General features: G+C 44.7%; 13 protein-coding genes and 1 tRNA gene. 9 read left to right on the top strand and 5 right to left on the bottom strand.

The window, feature by feature from the left end; translation table 11 throughout:
• Positions 1–315: 315 nt before the first annotated feature.
• Entirely contained in the window at positions 316–600 is a 285-nt protein-coding gene (locus tag AC1DV1_RS06540) for a hypothetical protein (protein WP_477356769.1), read from the top strand.
• A 150-nt stretch (positions 601–750) separates the two neighbouring features.
• On the opposite strand, the gene AC1DV1_RS06535 is transcribed toward AC1DV1_RS06540, so the two are convergent.
• Positions 751–3120, bottom strand: coding sequence for an ABC transporter permease (locus AC1DV1_RS06535; RefSeq protein ID WP_477356767.1), 2370 nt, complete (start codon positions 3118–3120; stop codon positions 751–753).
• Between the two features lie 311 nt (positions 3121–3431).
• Here AC1DV1_RS06535 and AC1DV1_RS06530 point away from each other — a divergent pair, with 311 nt between their 5' ends.
• From AC1DV1_RS06530 to AC1DV1_RS06500, 7 genes are all read left to right on the top strand, one after another.
• On the top strand, positions 3432–4514 hold the full coding sequence (locus AC1DV1_RS06530) for a FecR family protein (protein ID WP_477356765.1): 1083 nt from the start codon (positions 3432–3434) through the stop codon (positions 4512–4514).
• A gap of 187 nt (positions 4515–4701) precedes the next feature.
• Complete coding sequence (locus AC1DV1_RS06525) at positions 4702–8070, top strand: TonB-dependent receptor (RefSeq protein ID WP_477356763.1); 3369 nt, start codon at positions 4702–4704, stop codon at positions 8068–8070.
• A gap of 4 nt (positions 8071–8074) precedes the next feature.
• Positions 8075–9550: a RagB/SusD family nutrient uptake outer membrane protein gene (locus tag AC1DV1_RS06520; RefSeq protein WP_477356761.1), complete on the top strand. Its 1476-nt coding sequence runs from the start codon at positions 8075–8077 to the stop codon at positions 9548–9550.
• A gap of 114 nt (positions 9551–9664) precedes the next feature.
• Entirely contained in the window at positions 9665–11863 is a 2199-nt protein-coding gene (locus tag AC1DV1_RS06515) for an alpha-N-acetylglucosaminidase (protein WP_477356759.1), read from the top strand.
• Positions 11864–12350: 487 nt separating this feature from the next.
• A complete protein-coding gene (locus AC1DV1_RS06510; protein WP_477356757.1) occupies positions 12351–15299 on the top strand; it encodes a beta-galactosidase in 2949 nt (982 codons plus the stop codon).
• A gap of 183 nt (positions 15300–15482) precedes the next feature.
• Positions 15483–16610: an acyltransferase family protein gene (locus tag AC1DV1_RS06505; protein ID WP_477356755.1), complete on the top strand. Its 1128-nt coding sequence runs from the start codon at positions 15483–15485 to the stop codon at positions 16608–16610.
• A gap of 218 nt (positions 16611–16828) precedes the next feature.
• Entirely contained in the window at positions 16829–20131 is a 3303-nt protein-coding gene (locus AC1DV1_RS06500) for a GH92 family glycosyl hydrolase (protein ID WP_477356753.1), read from the top strand.
• A gap of 114 nt (positions 20132–20245) precedes the next feature.
• Here AC1DV1_RS06500 and AC1DV1_RS06495 read toward each other — a convergent pair whose 3' ends face one another.
• The 4 genes from AC1DV1_RS06495 to AC1DV1_RS06480 form a co-directional block, all read right to left on the bottom strand.
• Entirely contained in the window at positions 20246–21079 is an 834-nt protein-coding gene (locus tag AC1DV1_RS06495) for a sterol desaturase family protein (RefSeq protein ID WP_477356750.1), read from the bottom strand.
• 44 nt (positions 21080–21123) lie between these two features.
• Complete coding sequence (locus tag AC1DV1_RS06490; protein ID WP_477356748.1) at positions 21124–21912, bottom strand: diadenylate cyclase; 789 nt, start codon at positions 21910–21912, stop codon at positions 21124–21126.
• 164 nt (positions 21913–22076) lie between these two features.
• Positions 22077–22556, bottom strand: a complete 480-nt coding sequence (locus AC1DV1_RS06485; protein ID WP_477356746.1) for a group II truncated hemoglobin — start codon at positions 22554–22556, stop codon at positions 22077–22079.
• A 71-nt stretch (positions 22557–22627) separates the two neighbouring features.
• On the bottom strand, positions 22628–23599 hold the full coding sequence (locus AC1DV1_RS06480) for a polyprenyl synthetase family protein (protein WP_477356744.1): 972 nt from the start codon (positions 23597–23599) through the stop codon (positions 22628–22630).
• Positions 23600–23865: 266 nt separating this feature from the next.
• On the opposite strand from AC1DV1_RS06480, the gene AC1DV1_RS06475 reads away from it, so the two are divergent.
• Positions 23866–23953, top strand: a tRNA-Ser gene (locus AC1DV1_RS06475).
• Positions 23954–24282 lie beyond the last annotated feature (329 nt).

The raw sequence follows: 24282 nt of genomic DNA, 5'->3' as shown, positions 1-24282 counted from the left end.
TGCGCTCGGCTACCCTATTGTAATACCCGTTGACATCAATAAAAGCAAATTCCCTTAAGCACCAATTGTTAAAACCTGTTTTCGACCTGCCACTGTCATCTAAACATTCTTGTTATAGTGTGTAAAAAAGATGCACCCTTTTTTACTGATGTACTGAAAGCCAAACAGTCGTTACTCATCTATCCATATTTCAAATTAAAAAATATAACTAATTGATTAATAATGTGTTTTTCATGAAGATGGTTTGATTTTTGTTGCATTTAACGTAACAAAACATTCACTTTTTACGTCTACTAACTATTAAAACGCTTGATCATGAAAAACAATAAAATTAAACTTAATAATGCGCTAACCAGCAGGGTGATAGACCTGCATAACCAAGGTTACACTGACGATTTTTTACCCGTAAAAAATGAATTTTTTTGCCTCCAGAACAGTGAAAATTTTTCGCTTGCCGATTTAAACATCCAGGTAATTGACCAGTGTTTTGACCAGTTTAGCAACACGTATAAATACATCCATACCATTGAAACCGCTAACGGCAACAAAGGCCTGTTAATGGCCGATTTGATGTTTGCCGATATGGAAACGATTAGCTAATGGTTTAAACGTGCTATGCGATATTTGCTCCAGTTACACCTGTACATTTATTTTAACGAATACCAACCGGCTTAAGCTCCATTAATAAATGAGAGTGTAAGTTTTCCTGTGCTCATAACAGTGGCATAAATTACCACTCCCGCTTCAATATTATTCCGATCTCAAACTTTTTACCGGGTTGGCCAACGCAGCTTTGATAGCCTGGAAGCCTACGGTAAGCAGGGTGATAATAATAACCGACATAGCTGCAATAACAAAAACAACCGGGCCAATATCAATACGATAAACAAAACCCTGCAGCCACCGGCTCATGGCGTACCAGGATATGGGGAAGGCGATGATTACCGCGATGGCCACCAACTTCAAAAAATCCTGCGTAAGCATAATCATGATGCTGTTTACCGACGCCCCTATTACCTTGCGGATGCCTATTTCTTTTTGCCTTTTTTGCGCGGTAAAGGCCACAAGGCCAAACAACCCCAGGCAGGATATCAAAATAGCCAGGAACGAAAAATATTGCGCCAGTGCAGATACCCTTACTTCGGTTTCATATTGTTTCTGGTAAGCTTCATCCAGAAAGCTGTACACGAATGGGAAGCCCGGGTTAAAGGATTCATATAGTTGTTGAATTTTGGCAATGGTTTCTTTTTGATGATCGCCTTTGAGCCTGATCATCATCTTAAAATACGGGCTGCTGCCTTGGGCCAGCAGGATAAACGATGGCCTTACCACCTCATGCAACGATTCGAAATGATAATCTTTTACCACACCAATAACCTGGCAGGTATTACCCAAAACTTTAATGGTGCGGCCTACCGGGTTTTGGAGCTGCATGGACTTAACGGCGGTTTGGTTAAGTATTACTTTGCTGCCTTCGGTGCCGTAGTTTTTGTTAAATGAACGGCCGGCAGCCAATTGCATATCCATAGTTTCGATAAAGTTGAAACCACCAAAAAAGCCCTCAAAATACACGTCGCCGTTTGATTGTTTGCCATCCCAACTCAGGCCACCGGTGCCAAAATTGCGCCCAACCATGTTGTGCTGTGTAAAGCTGGCATTTAAAACACCGGGGATATTTTTCAGTTCGGCGGCAAAGCTCTCTTCGTTTCCTGCAAGCTTGCCTTCCGAGTCAATGCGGATCAGGTTATCTTTATTATAACCAGGTTTGGTATGCTGGATGTATTGAATTTGCCTGTAAACCACCAGTACAGCCACAATAAGTGCTACGGATAGGGTGAACTGAAATACTACCAGTCCCTTACGGGCCAGCAGCTCGGTAAATGATGAGCTAAGCTTGCCCTTTAAAATAGCCAGCGGATTAAATTTAGATAAATACAACGCCGGGTAACTGCCCGATACCAAACCGGTAAACAGGGTAATGCCCGCAAGCATCATGATAAGCTGCGAGTCAAATTCAAGCCGTATTTGTTTGCCGGTAAGCTGGTTAAACTGGGGCAGTAATGCCCAGGCTATACCTATAGCCAATATCATGGTAAATAGGGCCATCAGCAACGATTCGGACAAGAACTGGGCAATCAGCTGGCCGCGTTTTGCACCTACTACTTTTTTAATGCCCACCTCTTTCATCCGGCCCGACGCTTTGGCCGTACTCAGGTTCATGAAATTGATACAGGCAATAAGTAAAATAAACACAGCTATAATCGAAAATAGTTTCACGTACTCCTCGCGCCCCCCCACCCGCGCGCCATGGTTAAACGTGTTCATTAGGTAGTTATCAGAAAAGCGCATGGCTACGGCGCTGCGCGTGGTATCGCCGCTATTCTTTTTTACCAGGGCAAATATCTTTTTGTTGAATGCAGCCACGTTAACCCCTTTTTTCAGCATCACAAAATTATGCGGGCCGCCATTGTTCCAGGTTTTTACCCAACCCTGCACGTCGGCCAGGTAATCAAATGATAGCACAAAATCAAACTGCTGGGACGAGTGTACGGGCAATTTTTCAAATACACCTGTGACAGCAAACTCCCTGTCGTGCTGAAAACGGACGGACTTGCCTATGGCATTATCAACAGTGGTAAATAGCTTTTTGGCCAGCTCGTCGGATATTACAATATCGTTTTTGGCTGCAAGCACTTTGCCGCGCTCGCCCTGCAACATTTTAAAAGAAAAGATGTTGAAATAATCTTTACCCACGTACTGTCCGCTGGCCTTAATGTTTTTATCACCAACCGTTAAAGTGAATTTTTGCCACCAATCAGCAGGGGCCACGGCGGCGGCGTATTGCACATCCTCGGGTACCTGGGCTTTCAGTACATCGCTCACCAGGCCCGATGATTCGTCGGTAATTTGCTGGCTGCCGCCGCCGGTGCGGTGTTCCATAATTTGATAAACCTGGTTATCGTTATCAAAAAATTTATCGTAACTCAATTCATCATGTACCCACAAATAAATTAACAGCGTACAAGCCAGCCCGGCCGAAAGACCAAGCACATTTAAAAAAGTAAACTGTTTATCCTTTTTTAGATTGCGGAAAGCAATTTTGATGTAGTTTTTAAACATGATGCCAGGGCTTTAGGAGTTTACAAACAGACGTTATTGCCCTAATCAGTGTAAATATTATGCCTTAGTTTTAACTATATGATTATCAGTATTTTTTGATTTTATTTAAAGCTTTTCACTGTATCAAAAACGGACGATCTGCGTACGTTTTTGGCATTGCCGTGAAAGTTGCCACCAGGCACTTCAATTGCTGCATAATGGGATCATCATAAGCTTGATAGCCGCACTGTTTTTTCCGGCTTAAAATTTATTTTAAATTCTTTTAGGAAAATCGCTATTGACAAGTGTCCTTACATCAGATCGACTAAATTATGGGAAAATCAAGGTTTATTGAGCTGATGGCTAAAAGCATGGACGGATCGGCCAATAAGGAAGAGTTGGATGAACTCGAACAGTTTGTAAAACAACACCCAGGATATAAAAAAATTCAGCAGGTAACAGACGCCTTAACGGGTACACTTAATAACAACCACGAGGTTTTGCCCACTACCATAAACAGTAAGCTGGATGAGTTATGGGTTAAAATAAAAGACGCTGAAGAAACCGAAACCGAAATTGTTGCAGACCATGTACGGCCATTTAACTGGAAGTGGATTGGCGCGGCTGCGGCTGTTGCCGTACTTGCTTTGTTTGGCTTTTTGTTTTATAGACAGCAGGCCAAACAGCAACTTAACGCCGCGGTAACAAAAAAGGTAGATGTGCCTTTTGGCAAAATGATGCAGGTTACTTTATCAGATGGTACCAAGGTGAAGCTGAATGCAGGCAGTCATTTTTCGTACCCTTCGGTTTTCCAGGCCGGGCAAAGGGAGGTTAGTTTAGAAGGCGAGGGCTTTTTTGAAGTAACCAAAAATCCGAAGAAACCATTTTTGGTACATACCGCCGGCTTCACAGTAAAAGTTTTAGGTACTGTATTTAACGTAAAGGCTTACCGCGACGACAAAACCACCGAAACTACTTTATTAAAAGGTAAGGTGCAGGTTGAGCTGGCCGATGACCCCGAGAAAAAGATCATTTTATCGCCCCACGAAAAACTGACCGTTAATAACCCGGCACAAATTGTAACTAACCAGGCCGTTAAAGCAGCTGTAGCCAAGATAAAATATGAAGTAGCCACATTGCCGGTTGTAAGCAATGATGCGTATGCAGAAAATGCCTGGATAGACCACAAAATTATGTTTGCCAATAATGATTTTGAAGACGTGGCCCGGCAAATGGAACGCAAATACAATGTGAGGATAGTATTTGCAGATGAAGCCCTCAAAAAAGAGCAGATAAGCGGCGTGCTTGAGAATGAAAGCCTGGATACCGCCCTGAATTTCCTGAGGCAAATTGTGCCGTTGCAATCAAAAATTGATGGCGGCACGGTTTACTTATCCTACAAGAGTAAAAAATAAAACAACCAACTAATATTAACTTAACAGCAGCACATGAACAAAAACAATTACTTAACAGACTCCTAAAACCCATAAATAAACAAGGGAAGAGGTGCAACTCTTCCCCGCAAAAATCTGGGATTTATCATTGTGAGTAAGCGAGTTGGAACCGAGCTTACTCTATCCATTAATTTTCAAAACAAATGTAATGAAAAAAACAAGAAGGGCATTTGCCATTCCGGGTGCCCCCGTATGCCTTAAAGTTATTTTGCTAATGAAAGCAGTTTTCTTGCTAATCCTGGTTACCTGCATGCAGGTTTCGGCCAGTGTTTATTCACAACAGAAATTTACACTCAGCATTAAGCAAACTGAGGTAAGTACCATACTTGCCAAAATTCAAAAACAAAGCGATTACCGTTTCTTTTACAACTACGCCGCCATAAAAAAACTGGGTAAGGTTGATCTGGACGTTAAAAACGCTTCTATCGAACAAGTGTTGAGCTCGCTTATGGACAATAAGCTGCCCTACAAAATGGCCGATGACCATGTAGTGATCATATCAACAGCCGAAACAACCAATGCCCTTTTGCTTGTAAAAGGAAAAGTGGTTGATGCCAAAGGCGAACCGCTCATTGGCGTAAACATTAGGTTGCAGGGTACCAACCTTGGGGTAACAACTGATATTAACGGTAACTTCGTAATAAACGCCCCGGTTAACGGAGTATTGGAGTTTAGTTATATAKGCTTCGAGAAAAAGATAGTGACCGTAACCGGCGATCAGCCCCTATCTATCACGCTTGCTGCCTTGCCATCTGCTTTAACAGAAGTTGTTGTGGTAGGTTATGGTACCAGTAAAAAAATAGATGTAACGGGTTCTGTAGCCAGCGTTAAGGGCGCTGATATTCAAAACCTGCCGGTAGCATCTGCTGCACAGGCCCTGGATGGCCGTGCCAGCGGTGTAAGCATTGTACGCAACGATGGATCGCCTGGCGCCGCGCCGAGTATCAGGATTCGTGGTACTGGTACGTTAAACGATGCCAACCCGTTGGTAGTTGTTGATGGTGTGCCTACCAGCAACCCCGATGCATTAAGTGATATCAACCCTAATGACATTGCCTCGGTTGAGATATTGAAAGATGCATCCTCTGCGGCTATTTATGGTACGCGTGCTGCCAATGGTGTGGTAATGGTAACTACCAGGAAAGGCAATTACAATCAAAAATTGGCCACCAATGTTAACTTTTACAACGGCTTTTCAAATACAACCAAGTATCTGAGCTTGTTAACCGCCCCCGATCTTTACAAATTGAAAAGGGAACGCTACACCAATGATGGTGTTGCCATTGATGCACCCTGGAACGATAACTATTATGCCACCCAAAGAACGGATTGGCAGCGGGCCATCATGAAAACCGGCCATGTAACCAATGGCGATGTCAGCATCACCGGGGGTAACGAGGTATCTAACTATTATTTTTCAACTGCTGTTTATAATGAGGATGGTATCATCGATAAAACCAACTTCAAGCGCTTCAGCACCAGGATAAATTCAGAACATAAAGTAAGCTGCTGGTTAAAACTGGGCGAAAATATCCAGTTGAGCTATGCCAATAACAATGGTTTTGACAATAACAATTCGCAAACAGGACTTCTGTTTTCGGCACTGCGCTTTAACCCTGCCATACCATTGGTTAATACCGATGGATCATACGGTACATCAAAGGCTTTTGCCAACCAGTTGGGCGATATCAACAGCCCTTATGCAACCATCCAGGAAGCAGACAGGTTTAACAAAAAATACCGTGCCCTGGCCAACGCCTTTGCCGAGGTTACGTTTTTGAAAGAATTAAAACTACGGGTAAACTACGCGTATGATGGCACCCTGAACAGGGCATACAACTTTAGTATAGCTGACGTTAACCAGGCACGGCAAAACACCACATCATCGCTAACCCAAACCGAGGGCGAGTTATCATCCCAGTTATTGGAGTCGTTCCTTACTTATGATAAGGTATTTGGTAAAAGCCACGTAACGTTTACCGGTGGTTACTCCTACCAAAACTTTAAAACCTATGGTTTTAATGCATCTCGGTTAGGATATGATGATACGTCGGAAGATCAAAGGGTGCTTAGCCTTGGTAACAGCCAGTTCAATTCAAGCGTAGTTCCTGATCAATCGTCATTGCAATCGGGCTTTGGCAGGTTGTTTTATGACTACGATAGCAGGTTCCTGGCTACATTAACTTTCCGTGCGGATGGATCATCAAAGTTTGCACCAACCAAAAGATGGGGTTATTTCCCGGCATTTTCTTTGGGCTGGAGGTTATCAAACGAAGCTTTCATCAAAAATATATCATGGATAAGCAACCTGAAGCTAACCGGTGGTTATGGCGAGTTGGGTAACCAAAACATAGGCACATTTCAATACGCCAGCTTAATTAAGTTGGGCAGTACCTATGAAAACAATGGTTACACATTTGGCGGCACAGGTTATACAGGTGCGGCAGTTTACAGCCTGGCCAATCCGGATATTGCATGGGAGCGTACAGCCATGACCAATGTGAGCGTTGAAGCCGGTTTTTTAAATAACCAGTTATCAACAACCTTAACCTGGTTTAACAAAAACACCAAGGATATGCTTTTATCGCCACCTGTTGTAGGAGCGGCTGGTTCGGTATCTATCCCTAACCAAAACATCGGTACCATGAACAATCATGGTGTTGAGTTTGAAGTTAATTACCAGGGCGGTAATAAAGTAAAATACTCTTTTGGTGCCAATGCCTCGTTCATCAAAAACAAGGTAACCAAGCTAAACGGCGAAGGTACATTTGTGGGCGCCACAGTTTACGGCCGCTCAAGCCAGGAAATTTCAAGAACCTACCAGGGCCAGCCAATAGCCTCATTTTATGGTTGGAAAACCAATGGCTTGTATCAAACCCAGGCTGATATAGATAACGACCCTGCCTTGAAAAATGATCCCCGCAAGGCCAATATTAAACCCGGCGATGTGCGTTTTCTTGATTTAAACGGCGATGGGCTGATTGACGGTAACGACCGTACTAATCTTGGTAACCCAAATCCGAATGTTACGGCAGGTTTACAGGGCAGTATCTCCTATAAAGGTTTCGACCTTTCGGTAAACTTTACCGGGGTATTTGGTGTGAGCCTTTATAATGCCGACAGGATGCAGGGTATCGATCCTACTTATCCGTTTAACCTTTATGCCGAAGACTTAGGACGCTGGACCGGCGCCGGTACAAGCAATACCATCCCAAGAATGTCTCTGGATCGTGCAAACGATAACTACCGCACATCTGACCTGTTTGTGGAAAGCGGAAATTACGTGAGCCTTAAAAACGCCACTTTAGGTTATACCCTTCCTGTCACCTGGACAAAAAGGGCCACCTTAAAAGGCGTAAGGCTTTATGCATCAGGCCAAAACCTGTTCTTTATAACCAAATACAAAGGCTATACGCCAGAGTTGGGTTATACTAACGGTAACCTGCAAAGAGGGGTCGACGTAGCCCAGTATCCGTCGGTAAGAACAATCACATTCGGTTTAACAGTTAAATTATAAGATCATGAAATCGAAAAAAATATTATATATGCTTACGGCACTTGCCCTGTTTGGCAGTAGCTGTAAAAAAGCGCTCGATTTAAAGCAACAAGGTGTTTACAGCTCAACAAACTATTTCCGTAACGAAACTGATGCTGTTAACGCGATAACTGGTATCTATAGCATTTTACCTGAAGAAGATTACATTGGCCATGCCGAATGTACTTTTGACGTACCATCTGACGATTACTGGCGCTCTGGTGACCACGGCGAGGATGAAGGTATTGAAAATTTAACTTACGATGCTTCAAACGCCGCTATCAGGTACCCCTGGAAGTGGAGATATGAAGAAATTAACCGCGCTACAAATTGCATCATCAATATCCCAAAAATCACCGCCATTTCTGCCGATATTAAAAGCCGCAGCATGGGCGAGGCCTACTTTTTAAGGGCCTTTGGTTACTGGCGTTTAATGATTATTCACGGCGATGTGCCTATCATCACCGAGGATGATTATACTAAACTAAACTTTAACGTTCCTAAATCGCCGATTGAAGAAGTGCGCAAGCAAATAGAATCAGATTTGTTGAAAGCGGTTGATATGCTGCCCGAAAGCTATGGCGCTGCCGATCGTGGCCGCGTGAGCAAAGGAACGGCTCTGGGCCTTTTAACAAAGCTTTATATGTATTGGGAAAAACTTCCGGAGGCAATTGCAACCGGTCAAAAAGTAATCTCCAATTCGCATTATGCATTGGCTGCCAACTATACTGATAACTTTACCCGTGCAAATGAAAACAGCACCGAGTTGCTTTTCTCTATCCAGGCAGTACAAAACGTAGTACAAAACGACTTTACCGTTTACTACATTCCAAGACCATGGGGTGGTTATGGCTTTAGCCAGCCTTTACAGGGATTGGTAAATGAGTTTGAAGCTAATGATCCACGTAAAGCTGCAACTGTTTTAAGTGTTGGAGACAAAGTTAACCTGGGCGATGGTAATGGTTTAACTACTTTTACTGCCGATCTGTCGGCAACCGGTTTTGCTTTCAAAAAGTTTGCCGTATTTAACACTGCGGCTGATGGTGGTGGTGTTGATCATAGCTTTGCTGTACCTTTAATGCGGTCGGCCGATATTTACCTGTTGGTAGCCGAAGCGCTTATCCGTACACAAGGTGCCGGTGCAGGCGATGCGCTGATAAACCAGGTAAGACGCCGCGCTTCAACATTGTTGCCGCCTGTTGTAGGCGCCGGTATGACGCAGTTAATTCATGAGCGCCGCGTGGAGCTTGCCGGTGAAGGCGAGCGCCATCAGGACTTGATGCGTTGGGACAAGAAAAATATCGTTGATATTGCAGCAATATATAACCGTTCGGTTTCAAAAGCACCGCTTGATCAATCGAAAACGGTAACATTTGTTCGTCCTAAAAATTATTATTTCCCGCTGCCACAGGTAGAGATTGATAAGAGTAAAGGCGTTTTAGTACAAAATCCAAACTTTTAAGTAAAATAATCTATTAAATGCCGGTAGCCATCAATAATTTGTTAAGTCAATTTGTGTTGGTCACCGGCATTTTTATTCTATAAAACCCCAAAACAAACAGAGCCAGCTTAAATAATGAAAAAAGGTTTATTGATACTTATTGCTTCCGTTTTTTGCTTAAATACCTATGCCCAGGTTGATCAGAAAGCATCGTATGAGTTTATTGAACGTATCATCCCCGGCAAATCGGGCGCATTCCTGGTTGAGCCAATAACGGCAGATAACAATAAAGACACGTTTGAGCTGGATAGCCGCGATGGTAAAATAGTTTTACGTGGTAACAACGGGCTATCTGTAGCTGCAGCTTTAAATTATTACCTTAAAACCTACTGCTTTTGCGATATAGGCTGGAATAGTACCAATTTAAACCTGCCTGCAAACCTGCCCGCGGTAACCGCCAAAATTCATAAAACCACGCCGTATCAATACCGCTATTACCTTAACTACTGCACATTTAATTATACCATGGCCTGGTGGGACTGGGCCCGCTGGCAAAAAGAAATTGACTGGATGGCGCTCAATGGCATTAACATGCCGTTGGCCATTACCGGCGAAGAAGCCATTTGGCAGGATGTATACAAAAGCATGGGCTTTACCGATAAAGAATTGGATGCCTTTTTCTGCGGACCGGCTTATTTTTCCTGGTTTTGGATGGGCAACATTGATGCCTGGGGCGGTCCGCTGCCACAGCATTGGATGGATAGCCATAGGGCACTGCAAAAAAAGATCCTCGAGCGCGAACGTTCATTCGGCATGAAACCGGTATTGTCGTCATTTACGGGCCACGTGCCGCCATCGTTTAAGGACAGGTTCCCGAAAGCTAAGGTAAAAAGGACCAACTGGGATGCAGGCTTTCCTGATGTATTCATTCTTGACCCCGACGATGAACTTTTTGAAACCATCGGCAAAAAATATATCGAGGCTCAAAACAAGGAGTTTGGTACCGATCATTTGTACTCGGCAGATACTTTTAACGAGAATGTGCCGCCCACCAATGATTCAACCTACCTTGATGGCATGAGCAAAAAAGTATTCCGTTCCATGACCGCTGCCGACCCAAAAGCTGTTTGGGTGATGCAGGGCTGGATGTTCCATTACAACAATAAATTCTGGCAGCCGCAACAAATAAAAGCCCTGCTGAATGCGGTACCTAACGACCAGATGATTGTACTTGATTTGTACAGCGATGCGCACCCGGTATGGAACCGTACCGAAGCCTATTATGGTAAGCCCTGGATTTGGAGTATGCTGCAAAACTTTGGCGGCAACATCAGCCTGTTTGGCCGCATGCGCCATGTGGCTGCCGATCCGGCCATTGCCCTGCATGACCCCGAATCAAAAAACATGGTAGGCATAGGCATAACCCCTGAGGGTATTGAGCAAAACCCGGCCCTGTTTGCCCTGATGTTGGAGAATGTTTGGCGCGATACCCCTATTGATGCCGATGCCTGGGTAAATAATTATGCCCACAGGCGCTATGGCCAAACCAATGCTAATGCATCCGAAGCGTGGCAGATATTATTGAACACGGTTTACAGCAGCGGCCTGAGCGAGGGCGGCCCCGAATCAATCATTGTGGCCAGGCCAACCATGCAGAAAACTATCGACAGGGTTTTAACTAAACTGAGCTATGATCCCCTAAAGCTGGCCAAAGCCTGGCAGCTGTTAGTAAACGCCGCCGATAGCCTGAAACAAAGCGACGGCTATCAGTACGATGTAATTGACGTGACCCGGCAGGTACTGGCTAATTATGCATCGCCATTGCAGCAAAAATTGGCATCGGCCTATAAAAGCGGCGATAAGGAAGCCTTTAAACAATACAGCACCGCCTTTTTACAGCTGATGGATGATATGGACGATTTGCTAAGCACCCGCAAAGATTTTTTATTAGGCAAATGGATTAACGAAGCCAGGGCCAATGGCATTACCGATAAAGAAAAGAATTTGTATGAGCTAAATGCCCGCGACCTGGTAGCCCTTTGGGGCGATAAAGAAAGCGGATTGAGCGAATACTCTAACAGGCAATGGGCAGGCTTAATAAAAGGCTATTACAAACAACGCTGGGAGCTATACTTTAGCCAGCTAAACAAAACCATGGCCACAGGCACCGCCTTTGATGCCAAAGCATTTGACGCCCAGGTAAAAAACGGGGAATGGCAATGGGTAAACAAACACGATAACGCCTATACTGATGTTGCCAAAGGCGACGGGGTAGAAAAGGCGAAGGCGCTGTTTGCAAAGTATAATAATTTGGTGTTGCAGGCGACGTATTAGCAGATATTCGGTTTTTTGTAGAGACGCATAATTGCGTCTCCCTGAGGACATTCCGAATTTGTAAGTCGTCAATTTGCATGTGTGATTTGCAGCCGGGAGACGCAATTATGCGTCTCTACATCGAAAAGGCAATACTTCCCAGCGGTCTGTGTCTTCACAGACCGCTGTTCTAATGTTTTCGATTAGGGGTGGGAGGTCCCACGAATGCATCTGGAAAAGAATGACGTATGTTATTTGGCGGCGACGACTCACCCCGAACATCGCTACGCTCGTTCTGCCCCTCTCTCCGACTGCGTCGCATAGAAGGGCTAAAAAAGAAAAATGGGGTTTACCCTCTATGCGGCGTAAGCCGGAGAGAGAGGGTCGGCCAGCGCAGCGTAGCCGGGGTGAGTCGTCGCCAGCGTTCAAATGACACGAAAGTTGGTCAAAAGATGAAAGAAGAAGCCCGCATTATCCACAACAACAAAATACATTGAATCATAAACACATGATCAAAAGCACATACCTCTTTCTAACAATTCTGATTTGCCTGGCATTCAATACAACCATAAAAGCCCAGGATAGTAACGACCACATCTTTCCGCCATCTGCAGCGGCTAAACCCTATATCAATTTTGATAACAAGGGCTTTTTGATAAATGGCAGTCGAACGTTCATCGTATCTGCAGGGTTGGAGTATGCCCGTATCCCCCACCAGCTTTGGTACGATAGGTTGCTGCGCATCAAGCGTGCGGGATTTAATTGTATCGAGATTTACACCATCTGGAATTTTCACGAAGCCCAGGAAGGCAAATTTGATTTTACCGGCGACCGCGATCTGAACCTGTTTTTAAAACAGGTTAATGAATTAGGCATGTACGCCATTGTACGCGTTGGTCCGTATTACTGTGCCGAATGGGATAACGGCGGTTACCCCATCTGGCTTAAGTTTAAAAAAGGTCTGAGTGTTCGGGAAGATAATCCATTGTTTGAAAAATATGTCGACAGGTTTTTTGATCACCTTTTACCTATCGTGATGAATAACCAGGTAAACAAAGGCGGGCCGGTGATAATGGTGCAGCTGGAGAACGAGCATCCCAAAGGATGGGGTACTGTTATGCCCGATGGCTATTTTAAACATTTGCAAACCAAGGCGCTGAGTATGGGCCTGCAGGTGCCTTACTTTTTTAGCGGCCTGCACCACGCCAGCGACCCGGCAGGAGATGGCAAACTGGACGACGCTGCGCGGCCAAACCCATGGTTTTCTACTGAGTTTTGGAGTGTATGGTACTCGCAATACGGCGCCAAACCGGGCGACGACCAGCTTTACGACAGGCGTACCTGGAAAATCATCGCCAACGGCGGCAATGGTTATAATTATTACATGGTGCACGGCGGATCGAACTTTGGGTACACCAATAACGATGAAGACGCGGCATCATACGATTACGGCGCGGCCATTGGCCAGGCAGGCGACTTAAGGCCGATATATTATGCCTTTAAACGGGCGGCTTTGTTTGCCCGCAGATTTCAGGACGTACTGGCAAATAGCGCAAACAATACTGACCAGTATAGCAAAATTGTTTCGGAACTAACGGTAAAAGTAAGTGCCCGCAAAAGCCCCGCCGGCGAAATTGTTTTCCTGGATAATACAGGTAAAGAGGCGATAACAACCCAACTGCATATTGATGATAACGTGCCTGGCAATAAAGTTACCATTTTACCCGGCGAGATTTATCCGCTGGTCCATAACTATAAGCTTAATGATGAGGTGATGCTGAACTGGGCTTTAACCCGGGTATTTATTACGATTAACCAGGGAGATGTTACTACCATTGTTACAGATGCCGAAGCCGGTACACCCCTTGCCCTATATTTTAAAACTCAGGGCAAGGCATCAACAGGAAACCCCAACGTAAAAATTGATGGCGAAAATGTAAGCATCAACCTAACTATGCCCTCTATTACCCAGCCATTAGAATATAGCTTTAAAGCCGGTACGCAAACCATCCGTGTACTGGCCATGAACAGGCAGCTAACAAATAAAACCTATATCGATAAGCCGCACAATACCCCCTACATTATATGTGGTGCGGATTATGTAGGAAAAATAGATATTAATGATCAGCCTTTTACCGCTGATATAGAGCAGCCATTATTAAAAGATAAAAAAGACCCGGTTTGGATTTACACGGCTCAAAAAACGGTGCTTTTAAAACAGATTCCATCACCAACGGTCAATCAGCCCAAAGCCATTGCACTCAACAACTGGGAATTTAAAAATGCTGCGGGCGCGGCGGCTGTAAATTATAATGCGGGCAAATGGCTATCCTCAAAAAATCCGGTTCCGATGGGTGCCGACGGCGATGTAACTGCCGATGCCTGGTATCGTACCACAATTACCACCTCTACCGCCGGTAAATACACCTTACAGGTAAAAGGCGGCGGCAGAGGGCAGGCTTTTGTTGATGGTAAGCCTGCCGCTAAATGGAAACTGAACGATGGAGAGCTAACGCTCGACCTGAAAAAAGGGAAACATACCCTCGCCATTTTTGCGGCGCATGATGGAAGGGACAAACTGGCCGCTTACCTTGGGCCGATTGATGAGGTAGACAGTAAAGGGGTGTTTGGTCCGGCGCTCATCAAAAAAGGAGGTCCGTTTATCAGCGAGTTAAGTAACTGGTATTTTGCCAGGGCCAATAAAATAAGCGATGTTAAACAAGGGCCACCAGCTTTTGATACCACCACATTTAAACCCTATAAAATAAACACCGATGTTTTTAATTTAAAGGAAGGATACGGCTGGTTTACCACAACTATACCGCAACAGCCCGCAGGCACATCAAAAATAACCCTGCAGTTTAAAAGTGTGGATGAAAATGCTACCATATTCATCAATGGCAAACAGGTACTTAAACACGATGGCTGGAACCAGCCTTTTGAAGTGAATATAACCGACGGCACTACTTTAACAGCACCTATACGGCTTGCTGTGTTTATAGAAAACTACTCTAACGAGGGCGGTATCGATCAGCCTGTAAAAATTAATGCCATTGGCGATGCGCCGGCCGTAACCGGCTGGAAAATGAAAGGCGGCCCCGGCGATGCGCTGGCTTTAAAAGGCTGGCAAAAATTTACCGGCGAGGTTAGAACCAATGCGCCTTGTTTTTACCGGTCATCATTTACCGTACCACAGGCAAAAGGAAAAACCTTTATCTGGCGGTTTGAGCCTAAGGGGCTGGGGCATGGCTCGGTATGGGTTAACGGGCACAACATTGGGCGGTACCCGGAGAAGATATCCATTACCAGTTTATACATTCCCGAATGCTGGCTAAAAACAGGCCCCAATCAATTGGTGATTTATGATGAAGATGGCAAACAGCCCGGTGATACACTAATAGTGGCCGAACCGGAAGCAGGCCGCGCTACAACACAAACAACTACAGATATTAAATAATCAATGAGTATTCGTTATTTGGTTTTAAATTCCCCCCTTGAGAGGGGGCGGGCAGGAATGGTGTAATGGCAGGGGTGTGTTTGAACGCGCGATAACACACCCCTGCCCCCTCTTGAGAGAGGAATCTAATACACCGGGCCGTTTGAACCAAATAGCATATAGTAAAGAAATAATCAATAAAACATGGCACTAACTACCGAACGGTTTACAGCACTAGATATTTTTAGGGGGATGACCATCTGTTTCATGATCATCGTAAACGCCCCCGGCTCGGGCGCGGATGTATGGACACCGCTTGACCACGCCCCATGGATAGGTTTTACACCAACCGACCTGGTTTTTCCGTCGTTCCTGTTTGCGGTGGGTAACGCCTTAAGCTTCTCTAAAAAGAAGTTTGAATCGGATGCCGCCTTTATCAGCAAAATATTTAAACGTACGGTTATCATCTTTTTATTAGGTTACCTCATGTACTGGTTCCCGTTCTTTCACCGCGTTGCCGATGGCTGGGCTTTTAACCCGCTAAACCATACCCGTATAATGGGTGTATTGCAGCGTATAGCCTTGTGTTACTTTTTTGGAGCTTTGATTGTTCACTACTGCTCTCAAAAAACGGCGGTTATTATATCGGGGTTACTGCTGGTTGGTTACTGGTTGTTTTTAATCCTATTTGGCGAGGCAGGCAAGGAGTATACCATGCTGGGCAATGCGGGCACCAAACTGGATATTGTATTGCTTGGCAACGATCATTTATACCACGACAAAGGTGGCCCCATAGCTTTTGACCCCGAAGGTTTACTAAGTACACTAACCGGGATAGTAAATGTGATAGGCGGTTTTTTAGCCGGCGCGTTCATCCAGCGTAAAGGTAAAACTTACGAAACAGTGGCCAAACTCATGATATTTGGCGGATTGCTTATCGTATCTGCCTTGTTCCTGGGCCAGTTTTTCCCGATAGCCAAAAAACTATGGACAAGCACTTTCTCGGTGCTCACCATCGGTATCGACCTTGCCATATTGGGCCTGCTGATATTTGTTATCGAAATAGAAAAAGTAAAACGTGGCACCAACTTTTTCCTCATCCTGGGGCGTAATTCATTAGCCATCTACTTGTTATCTGAATTGCTGCTTACCGTTTTTCAAACCATATGGGTAGCTCCCAAACTGAGTTTTTACGATTGGATAAACCGGGTATTTTACCAGCGGGTGTTCCCCGGCGCACTGGGCACACTGGTATTTGCCATTTGCTACATGTTGCTGTGCTGGCTGGTGGCTTATGTGTTGGATAAAAGGAAGATATACATTAAAATATGATAATGTTAAAGGTGTTAGGATATTATTGGAGAATGGTATTATACGTAGATAAAATGTCTATTCTACCGTCATTGCGAGGTACGAAGCAATCCCGAACTTTGCAGGATTGGGATGCCTTTGCCCACGATGCTTCGACGGGACTACCCGTCATGTGTTCTATTTTCGACGTAAGGAGGGCTGTCACCCTGAGCCTGTCGAAGGGTCGCGCGGAGAGGCCTTTGTCCGCTATCCTTCGACAGGCGCAGGATGACAGCCCTTTGAGTATTCCGCGGATTTTACGGCTCATAACTTTCATTTTAACCCTCTTCCTATCCCACACCGCCTCAGCCCAACAAACAAACCACCTGCCCTATGTAAACCCTTTCATCGGCACAGCCCAAAGTAATGTACTTACTAAATGGGGCAGCGAAGGTGGCACCTATCCCGGTGCTGTGGCGCCATCGGGTTTCATGCAGTTAAGCCCCGAAACCAGGTTTGGAAAGGGCTATAACTACGGCGATAGTGCTATTTGTTATTTTAGCTGCTTCAGGCATATGAGTGGCTTTCCCGAGGGCTCAGCCGGCAGGTTTTATGTGATGCCGGTTAAAGCAGTTGATGGATTTGAACCCCGTAAATACGGCCGAAAATTCTCGCACAGCAAAGAAACGGCAAGCCCCGGCTACTATAAGGTGAGTTTTGATGACGACCACAGTACCGTAGAGGCCGCAGCAACAACCCGTACGGGCATGTTCCGGTTTACATTTGCTGCCGGTTCATCACCGCAGTTGTTTATCAGCGAAGCCGGCAAGATCAGCGTAATATCCCCGAGTATAATCCAGGCCTCCGGTGGCAACATGGTTGTCAATTTTACCGAACCTTTTATCTCAAAAGAACAGGTTGACGGTGGCTGGATCTTCAGTTTTGCAGCATCTGTAAAGGGCGATAAAGTTATCGGGCTTAAATTGAGTGCTTCCACAGTTGGTTATGCAAGTGCCCAGCGCAATATAGACCAGGAAATAGGAGCATTATCCTTTGACCAGCTGCATAAACGCACCGCCAATGAGTGGCAAAAAAAACTGGCTGTTGTTGATGTAACCGACAGCAACGATGCCAATAAAACTGTTTTTTATACCGCCCTGTATCATTCGCTTTTAATCCCCTGGGTTATCGACGATGTTGATGGCCGTTATATGGGGACCGATGGCAACATCCACCAGAAAACAGGCGCTCACCAATATGGGGCTTTCTCTCCCTGGGATACTTTCCGCTCGCTGCACCCCCTGCTTACCCTGCTTTACCCGGATAAGCAACGGGATGTGATTTTATCCATGCTGGATATTTACAAACAAACCGGCCACCTGCCAACCGAATCTATGACAGGCAACCACGCTATACCCATTATTGTAGATAGCTACCTGAAAGGCATCACCGGTTTTGATAAGCAGCTGGCTTATATCGCCATGAAGAAAAGCGTACTGGAGCCTCCGTTTGTCCAGCCGGATATGGAGATCTTTAATCAAAAAGGTTACATCCCCTTTACCCGGTCCGAGTCGGTTACCCGCACGGTTGAATATGCCTATGACGACTGGGCCTTATCGCAATTTGCCAAAAATGTTGTCCATAATGATAAAGACTATCACCTGTTGCAAAGGCGTGGCTACAGCTACCGCAACCTTTTAAATAACGATCAACTATTGCTGTTGCCCCGCAACGATAATGAGTTTAAATTACAGCCCGGCATGTCGGGTTATAAAGAAGGGGATAAGTGGGTGTATTCCTACTTTGTGCCCCAAAACACAAAAGACCTTATTAACCTCACAGGCGGCACCGATCAATTTGCCCGCCGGCTCGATTCGGCGCTTAGCAATAATGTGATCTTGTTTGATAACGAGACTGTATTTCATTTGCCCTACCTTTTTAACCAGGCAGGCAAACCGGCATTAACCCAAAAATGGTTACAACAAATTATGCTGCATCGTTTTAGCAACAGCCCCGGCGGCCTGCCCGGTAATGACGACCTCGGCTCAACATCCAGCTGGTATGTTTTTAGCGCCATGGGTATTTACCCGGTTTGCCCCGGCAAGCCTTACTATGCTATCGGCACGCCGTTGTTTAAATATGTTACACTGCACCTGCCAAACGGAAAGCAGTTTACTGTAAGTAGTAATGTTTCAGATGCAAAAGGTTATGTAAAGGCTTTAACTGTTAATGGCAAACCCTGGCAGCAGTTAAGCCTGCCGCATTCGGTATTAACAGCCGGAGGTTCGATGATTTTTGATTTAGCAGATAAGGCAGGCAATTGGCCAAATGATAATAACCCTGTTGAGTTATCGGAAACAAAGCAAGGCCCTGGCTTTAAAATATTGAGTTGCTCGGTGTCAAAAAACAATGTTGCGCCCGATGAACCTTTCACTGTTCATTTTTCAGTCAGTAACTCGGGTGCTACCGGCGTTAAAATTGTTACGCTATTGGTAAATGGCAAACCGTATGCTTACAAAAATTGCATGATAGTTTCGGGTGGCACTCAAACAGGCTCGTTGGTATGCCGGCTTTACCCCATCGGAAAAACGGAACTTAAGTTGGAGGGGTTGCCCCCGGTTATGGTTGATGTAAAACTGCCGCCAAATCCGCCGGCTTATCCTTTCAAAATTACAAGCCTTACCGCTACCGCAATGCTTAAAGTCAATGAGCCGCAGCATCTCGCTTATATCGTCCAAAATATTGGCGGCATAAAGCATACTTTTAACATCCCAATAACCCAAAACGGCTCCTTGATTTTTACCGATACCGTTGTTTTGGAACCCGGCGAAAAAAGGGTGATAGAACACGTACTGGCAGGCGCTTCAAAAGGATTCCAAAGGATATCCGCAGGTGATCAAAAGGTGGTTTATAAGGTGTATAAAGACAATGTTGAATCGCTTTTGCTTGATCTTTCTCCTATAGATTATTTAGCCAATAATTCAGTAAAAGACAACTCCGGATTTCAGCATAACGGGCAAATTACCATTACTCAGAAACCTAAAACCAGCGGCAGGCTGGGGTTTAATGAGCATACTTTTGTAGAGGTTCCCAGCACTCCCGCCCTGGATAACATGGCCGAAACCATTACCATGATGGGCTGGGTATACCCCACCGGGAACGAAAAAGGATTGGTTGATATGATAACCAAAGGCGATAGCCACGTTTTGCAGGTAACAGATCATCAAACGCTTACTTTTTTTGCCGGCGGCTGGGGCCGTGGCGATTGCACCGTTAACCTGCCCGCTAATTGGAATAATCATTGGCACCACATTGCCGGAGTATGCACGGGTAAAACACTCTACCTGTATATCGACGGTGCATTGGCGGGCACCACCGTGATGGAAACCACGGCAAACCTATCTGTAACCAACAAATGGACTTTAGGCAGAAATGAAGAGTTTCCGTCTGAAAGGATTTTTCATGGATATATGGATAAGGTAAAAGTTTACCAGGCGGCCCTAAGCGCTGATGAAGTATTGCAGATAGTAAAAACTGAAAAACCAACAGACAGCCCCAATTAATTACATTGCCAACTTTAAAAGTTATCGGATAATATGTGGGAGAAAAGCATTTTTATTGTTCTATAGTTTATCGGGGTGGCGGTTAAGTTAGTCCTCTCCCCCTTACAAACAGTTTTACCTCACCTGCGCTTCAGCCACCAATTCCTCATCGTTGGTTTTAGCTGCAACAGGCGCTGTGCGCTTTTTTACTACTTCGTCAAAACTTTTTTCGTAGTCGGGGTGGTTGGTGCCCATCAGCCTGTCCCAGATGTTAAAATACAGGCCGTAGTTGCATTTAACCAGGCGGTGGTGCATGTTATGATGGGTTGATGTATTATGCCATTTAAACAGCTTATTGCTGGCAAAGCCTTTCGGAAAAAGCTCGAAACCCAGGTGCCCTGTTACATTAAGCAATAGTGAATATAACGAGAACAGGGTTAATGCTGTGCCATGATACGGAATGGTGAATGCTATCAGGGGCACAATGCCTACTTCTATAACAGCCTCAAGCGGGTGAAAAGCGTATGCCGCAAATGGGGTTGGATTGGTAGATAGGTGATGGGTTTTATGTACCGCTTTAAATAAAGGCTTCCAGTGCATGGCACGGTGTGTCCAATAAAAATAGGTATCATGCATCAATATCATCAGCACAATACTGAAAACGTAGTAACCCCATCCTTTATCGCTGATATTGGGATAAATACGGGTTAACCCGGCTTTACTTGCGTAAATAACACCCATGATAACCAGGCCGAAAATAATGATGGTGATAAATGAGTTCACCACCTCGCGGATCACGTGTTTATTTTCGGGATATCGCTGCTGTATTTTGGCGCGCCAGATGGTTTTATTCTTCCACACATAAAACACCAGGTAAAATGATCCTGCAAATAACAGGTAACGCACAGCCAGCCGAAGTAAAACGTTGGATATGGTGATCAGATCATCTATGCGAAGGCCTTTAAACATCTTTTTATTAAACGTTTAACAATGATAAGTTTATATAGTTCAAACTAAAAATCCTTATTCAATAGTTTTTCCAGCTCGGCAAAGCTGATGTTCATTTTTACCCGGCCTTGTTTGGCGTAGGATAATTCGCCGGTTTCTTCGGATATAATGATGGCTGTTGCTTCGTTGGCTTCGGTTACGCCGATGCCTGCACGGTGGCGCAGGCCAAATTGCGCGGGCAGATCGGTCTTCTCGGTCAGCGGCAAAATGCAGCTGGCCGATTTAATCTTGTTTTCGGCAATCACCACGGCCCCATCATGCAGGGGGCTTGTTTTTTGAAAAATACTTTCCAGCAATCGTTTAGATATCCGGGCTTCAACAACCTCGCAACTATTTTGGTAAAACTGCTCGTCGTAATATTTGGCAAACACAATGAGGGCGCCGGTTTTAGTTTGCTTCAGGCTTTTACAGGCATCAATAATGGGTTTAATGCGGGCGTAGTTGTTTTTCTCCACCTCCTTTTTACCAAAAAAATACTGCCACCAGGCCTTATTGCGCTGCAAGGATGCGTTTTTACCTACCAGCAGCAAAAACTTCCGGATTTCCTGTTGAAAAACGATGATCACCACGATAATACCTACATCAACCACCTTTTTCAGGATGCCGGCCAATAGCGGCATTTTGGTTTCGGGCACAATAAAGTACAGCAGGTATATAAATGCAAGCCCGATAAAAATATTAGCGGCTATAGTACCACGCAGCAGGTTGTAAAGCTGGTATATGATGGTTGCCAGCAACAGGATATCCAGTATGGCAAAAGGGGTAATTTTAAGGCTGCTTAAAAAGGATTGCATTTACGAAGTTAACAAGTTTCGGCAAGTTAAAAAGTACAGTTGTTATAACGGAAAGCCGTAAATTAATTTAGTTAACAGCACTAAGTCGTAAGTTATAAGCCATAAGTCGAATTTGCTCTTTTTTTGACTTAGACCTTAAGACTTTCGACTAAGGACTATCCGCATTAGTTACCCGGCATATATGGGCCACCAGGCACACCCCAACCCCAGGCGGGCATTGGTGCATCAATAGCCTCGGTTGCTTCGCTCTCTTTTGAGTTGATAACCGCAATGCGTGTACCCCACTCCAGGTAAGCCAAAAATGCCGACCGGAATTCGGGGTCGTTGGGTAGTTGTAATTCGTCGGCAGTTTGCAGCAACAGTTCCATCCAGCGTTTGCGGTGGGTCTCGGTCAGGTATTTTTGCAGGTGTTTGCTTATCATAATAAAATGGCTGCCCTCCTCCTCGCTATAAGTTTTAGGCCCGCCCAAAACCTCGGCAACAAAATGGGCAACATGCAGGCGGTGCTGTGCCGACATGTGCTTAAATACCGGCTCCAGCAGTTCGTCGGCCAAAACCTTATCGTAAAACTTATCAAACAACCTTTCAAACGCCGACATACCACCGGCCCACTCAAAAAGCGAAGGGATTTTATTAGCTGCCATATCTTGATACCATTAACTCAGAATAAAGATAGCAGAGAACAACCTAAAATGTGGAATTAAATCAGGAATCTTTACTTATTCCGTTCGGTAGTAAAACGTACCAGCTGCTCCAGCGCACTATGCGAGTCGCTCGGTGGGAAGGTGTTCAGAATTTCAAAAGCCTCGTCCTGGTATTTTTTCATCTGGGTTTCGGCATATTGCAAACCGCCCGTTTCGTTCACAAATCTTATGATCTGGGCAATTTTGGCAGGGTCGTCGTTATGGTTCTTAACCAGGTTGATGATCCTTTTCTTTTCCGCCGGTGTTGTATTGGCCAGCGAATAAATAAGGGGAAGGGTAACTTTTTTTTCTTTGATATCAATACCCAGGGGCTTGCCCACATCGTCGGTACCAAAATCAAACATATCATCCTTGATCTGAAAAGCGATGCCTATTTTTTCGCCAAAAAGGCGCATCTTTTCAACTACCTCGTCGTTTGCACCAGCCGATGAGGCTCCGCAGGCGCAGCAGGAAGCAATAAGCGAAGCAGTTTTCTGGCGGATGACCTCGTAATAAACAGGTTCGCCAATATCCATCCGGCGCACTTTTTCTATCTGCATCAGTTCGCCTTCGCTCATTTGCCTAACAGCCTCCGAAACAATGCGCAGTAATTGAAAATCGTTATTTTCGATAGAAAGCAGTAAACCTTTGGATAGCAGGTAATCGCCAACCAAAACGGCAATTTTGTTTTTCCATAAAGCGTTGATGGAGAAGAAACCGCGGCGTTGGTAAGAGTTATCAACCACATCATCATGCACCAGCGAAGCGGTGTGCAACAACTCGACCAAAGCCGCCCCCCTGTGGGTAGATTCATTGATGCCGCCGCAAATTTTGGCAGCAAAAAAAACAAACATTGGCCTTATTTGCTTGCCCTTACGTTTAACAATATAATGGGTAATACGATCCAGTAACGGTACCGAGCTATGCATAGAAGACTTGAACTTCTCCTCGAACGCATCAATATCGGCAGCGATAGGTTTCTTAATGTCGTTGATGCTCAGCATTTAAACTAAACAAGCTTTTATGGGTGTAAAACTGCCATGTGGCAATATGAGGCAAACATAAGCTAAAATTATTTATCTGCATTGATGCAGAATATTTTTTACCCAAATTAAACTATCTGATCAGCAAACAGTCAATACCAATGATTGCCATATTTATAAGTTGAGTTAAAGTTTTGTGTGTGCGGGTTACCTTAAAAAAGGTGCCCGCTTTTTTATTAGCGGCAAATGCAATAATATTTTACCTTTGCAATCCATTTAGCAAATACGGAGAGGTGTCTGAGTGGTCGAAAGAGCACGCCTGGAAAGTGTGTATACTTCAAAAGGGTATCGAGGGTTCGAATCCCTCCCTCTCCGCAAACTACGTTTTAAAAAACAACAAAAACGCTGTAAATAAATAATTTACGGCGTTTTCTGTTTATATCAAAAGTCAAAATAAACCAAATAATCGCATACTTCTGGTGACCTCTGGGTGACCCGTCGAAGCCAAAAACCAACAGGTCATCAGAAATCTTATAAAATCCTGAAAATAAAGATATTAAATAACAAAACATCTTAATTTCAGAATGATTAAAAACTACTTTTATTCACTTAAAAAGCAACCTGCGATGAACAAAATTTTTGTGCTACTCTTTTACGTAAAGAGGTCTAAAATTACCGGTGAAGGAACAGCACCGGTTTATCAT

This window comes from Mucilaginibacter sp. P4_D1 (assembly GCF_056401935.1).
The sequence above is the reverse complement of the archived record's forward strand: the minus strand, read 5'-3'. Positions and strand labels throughout refer to the sequence as shown.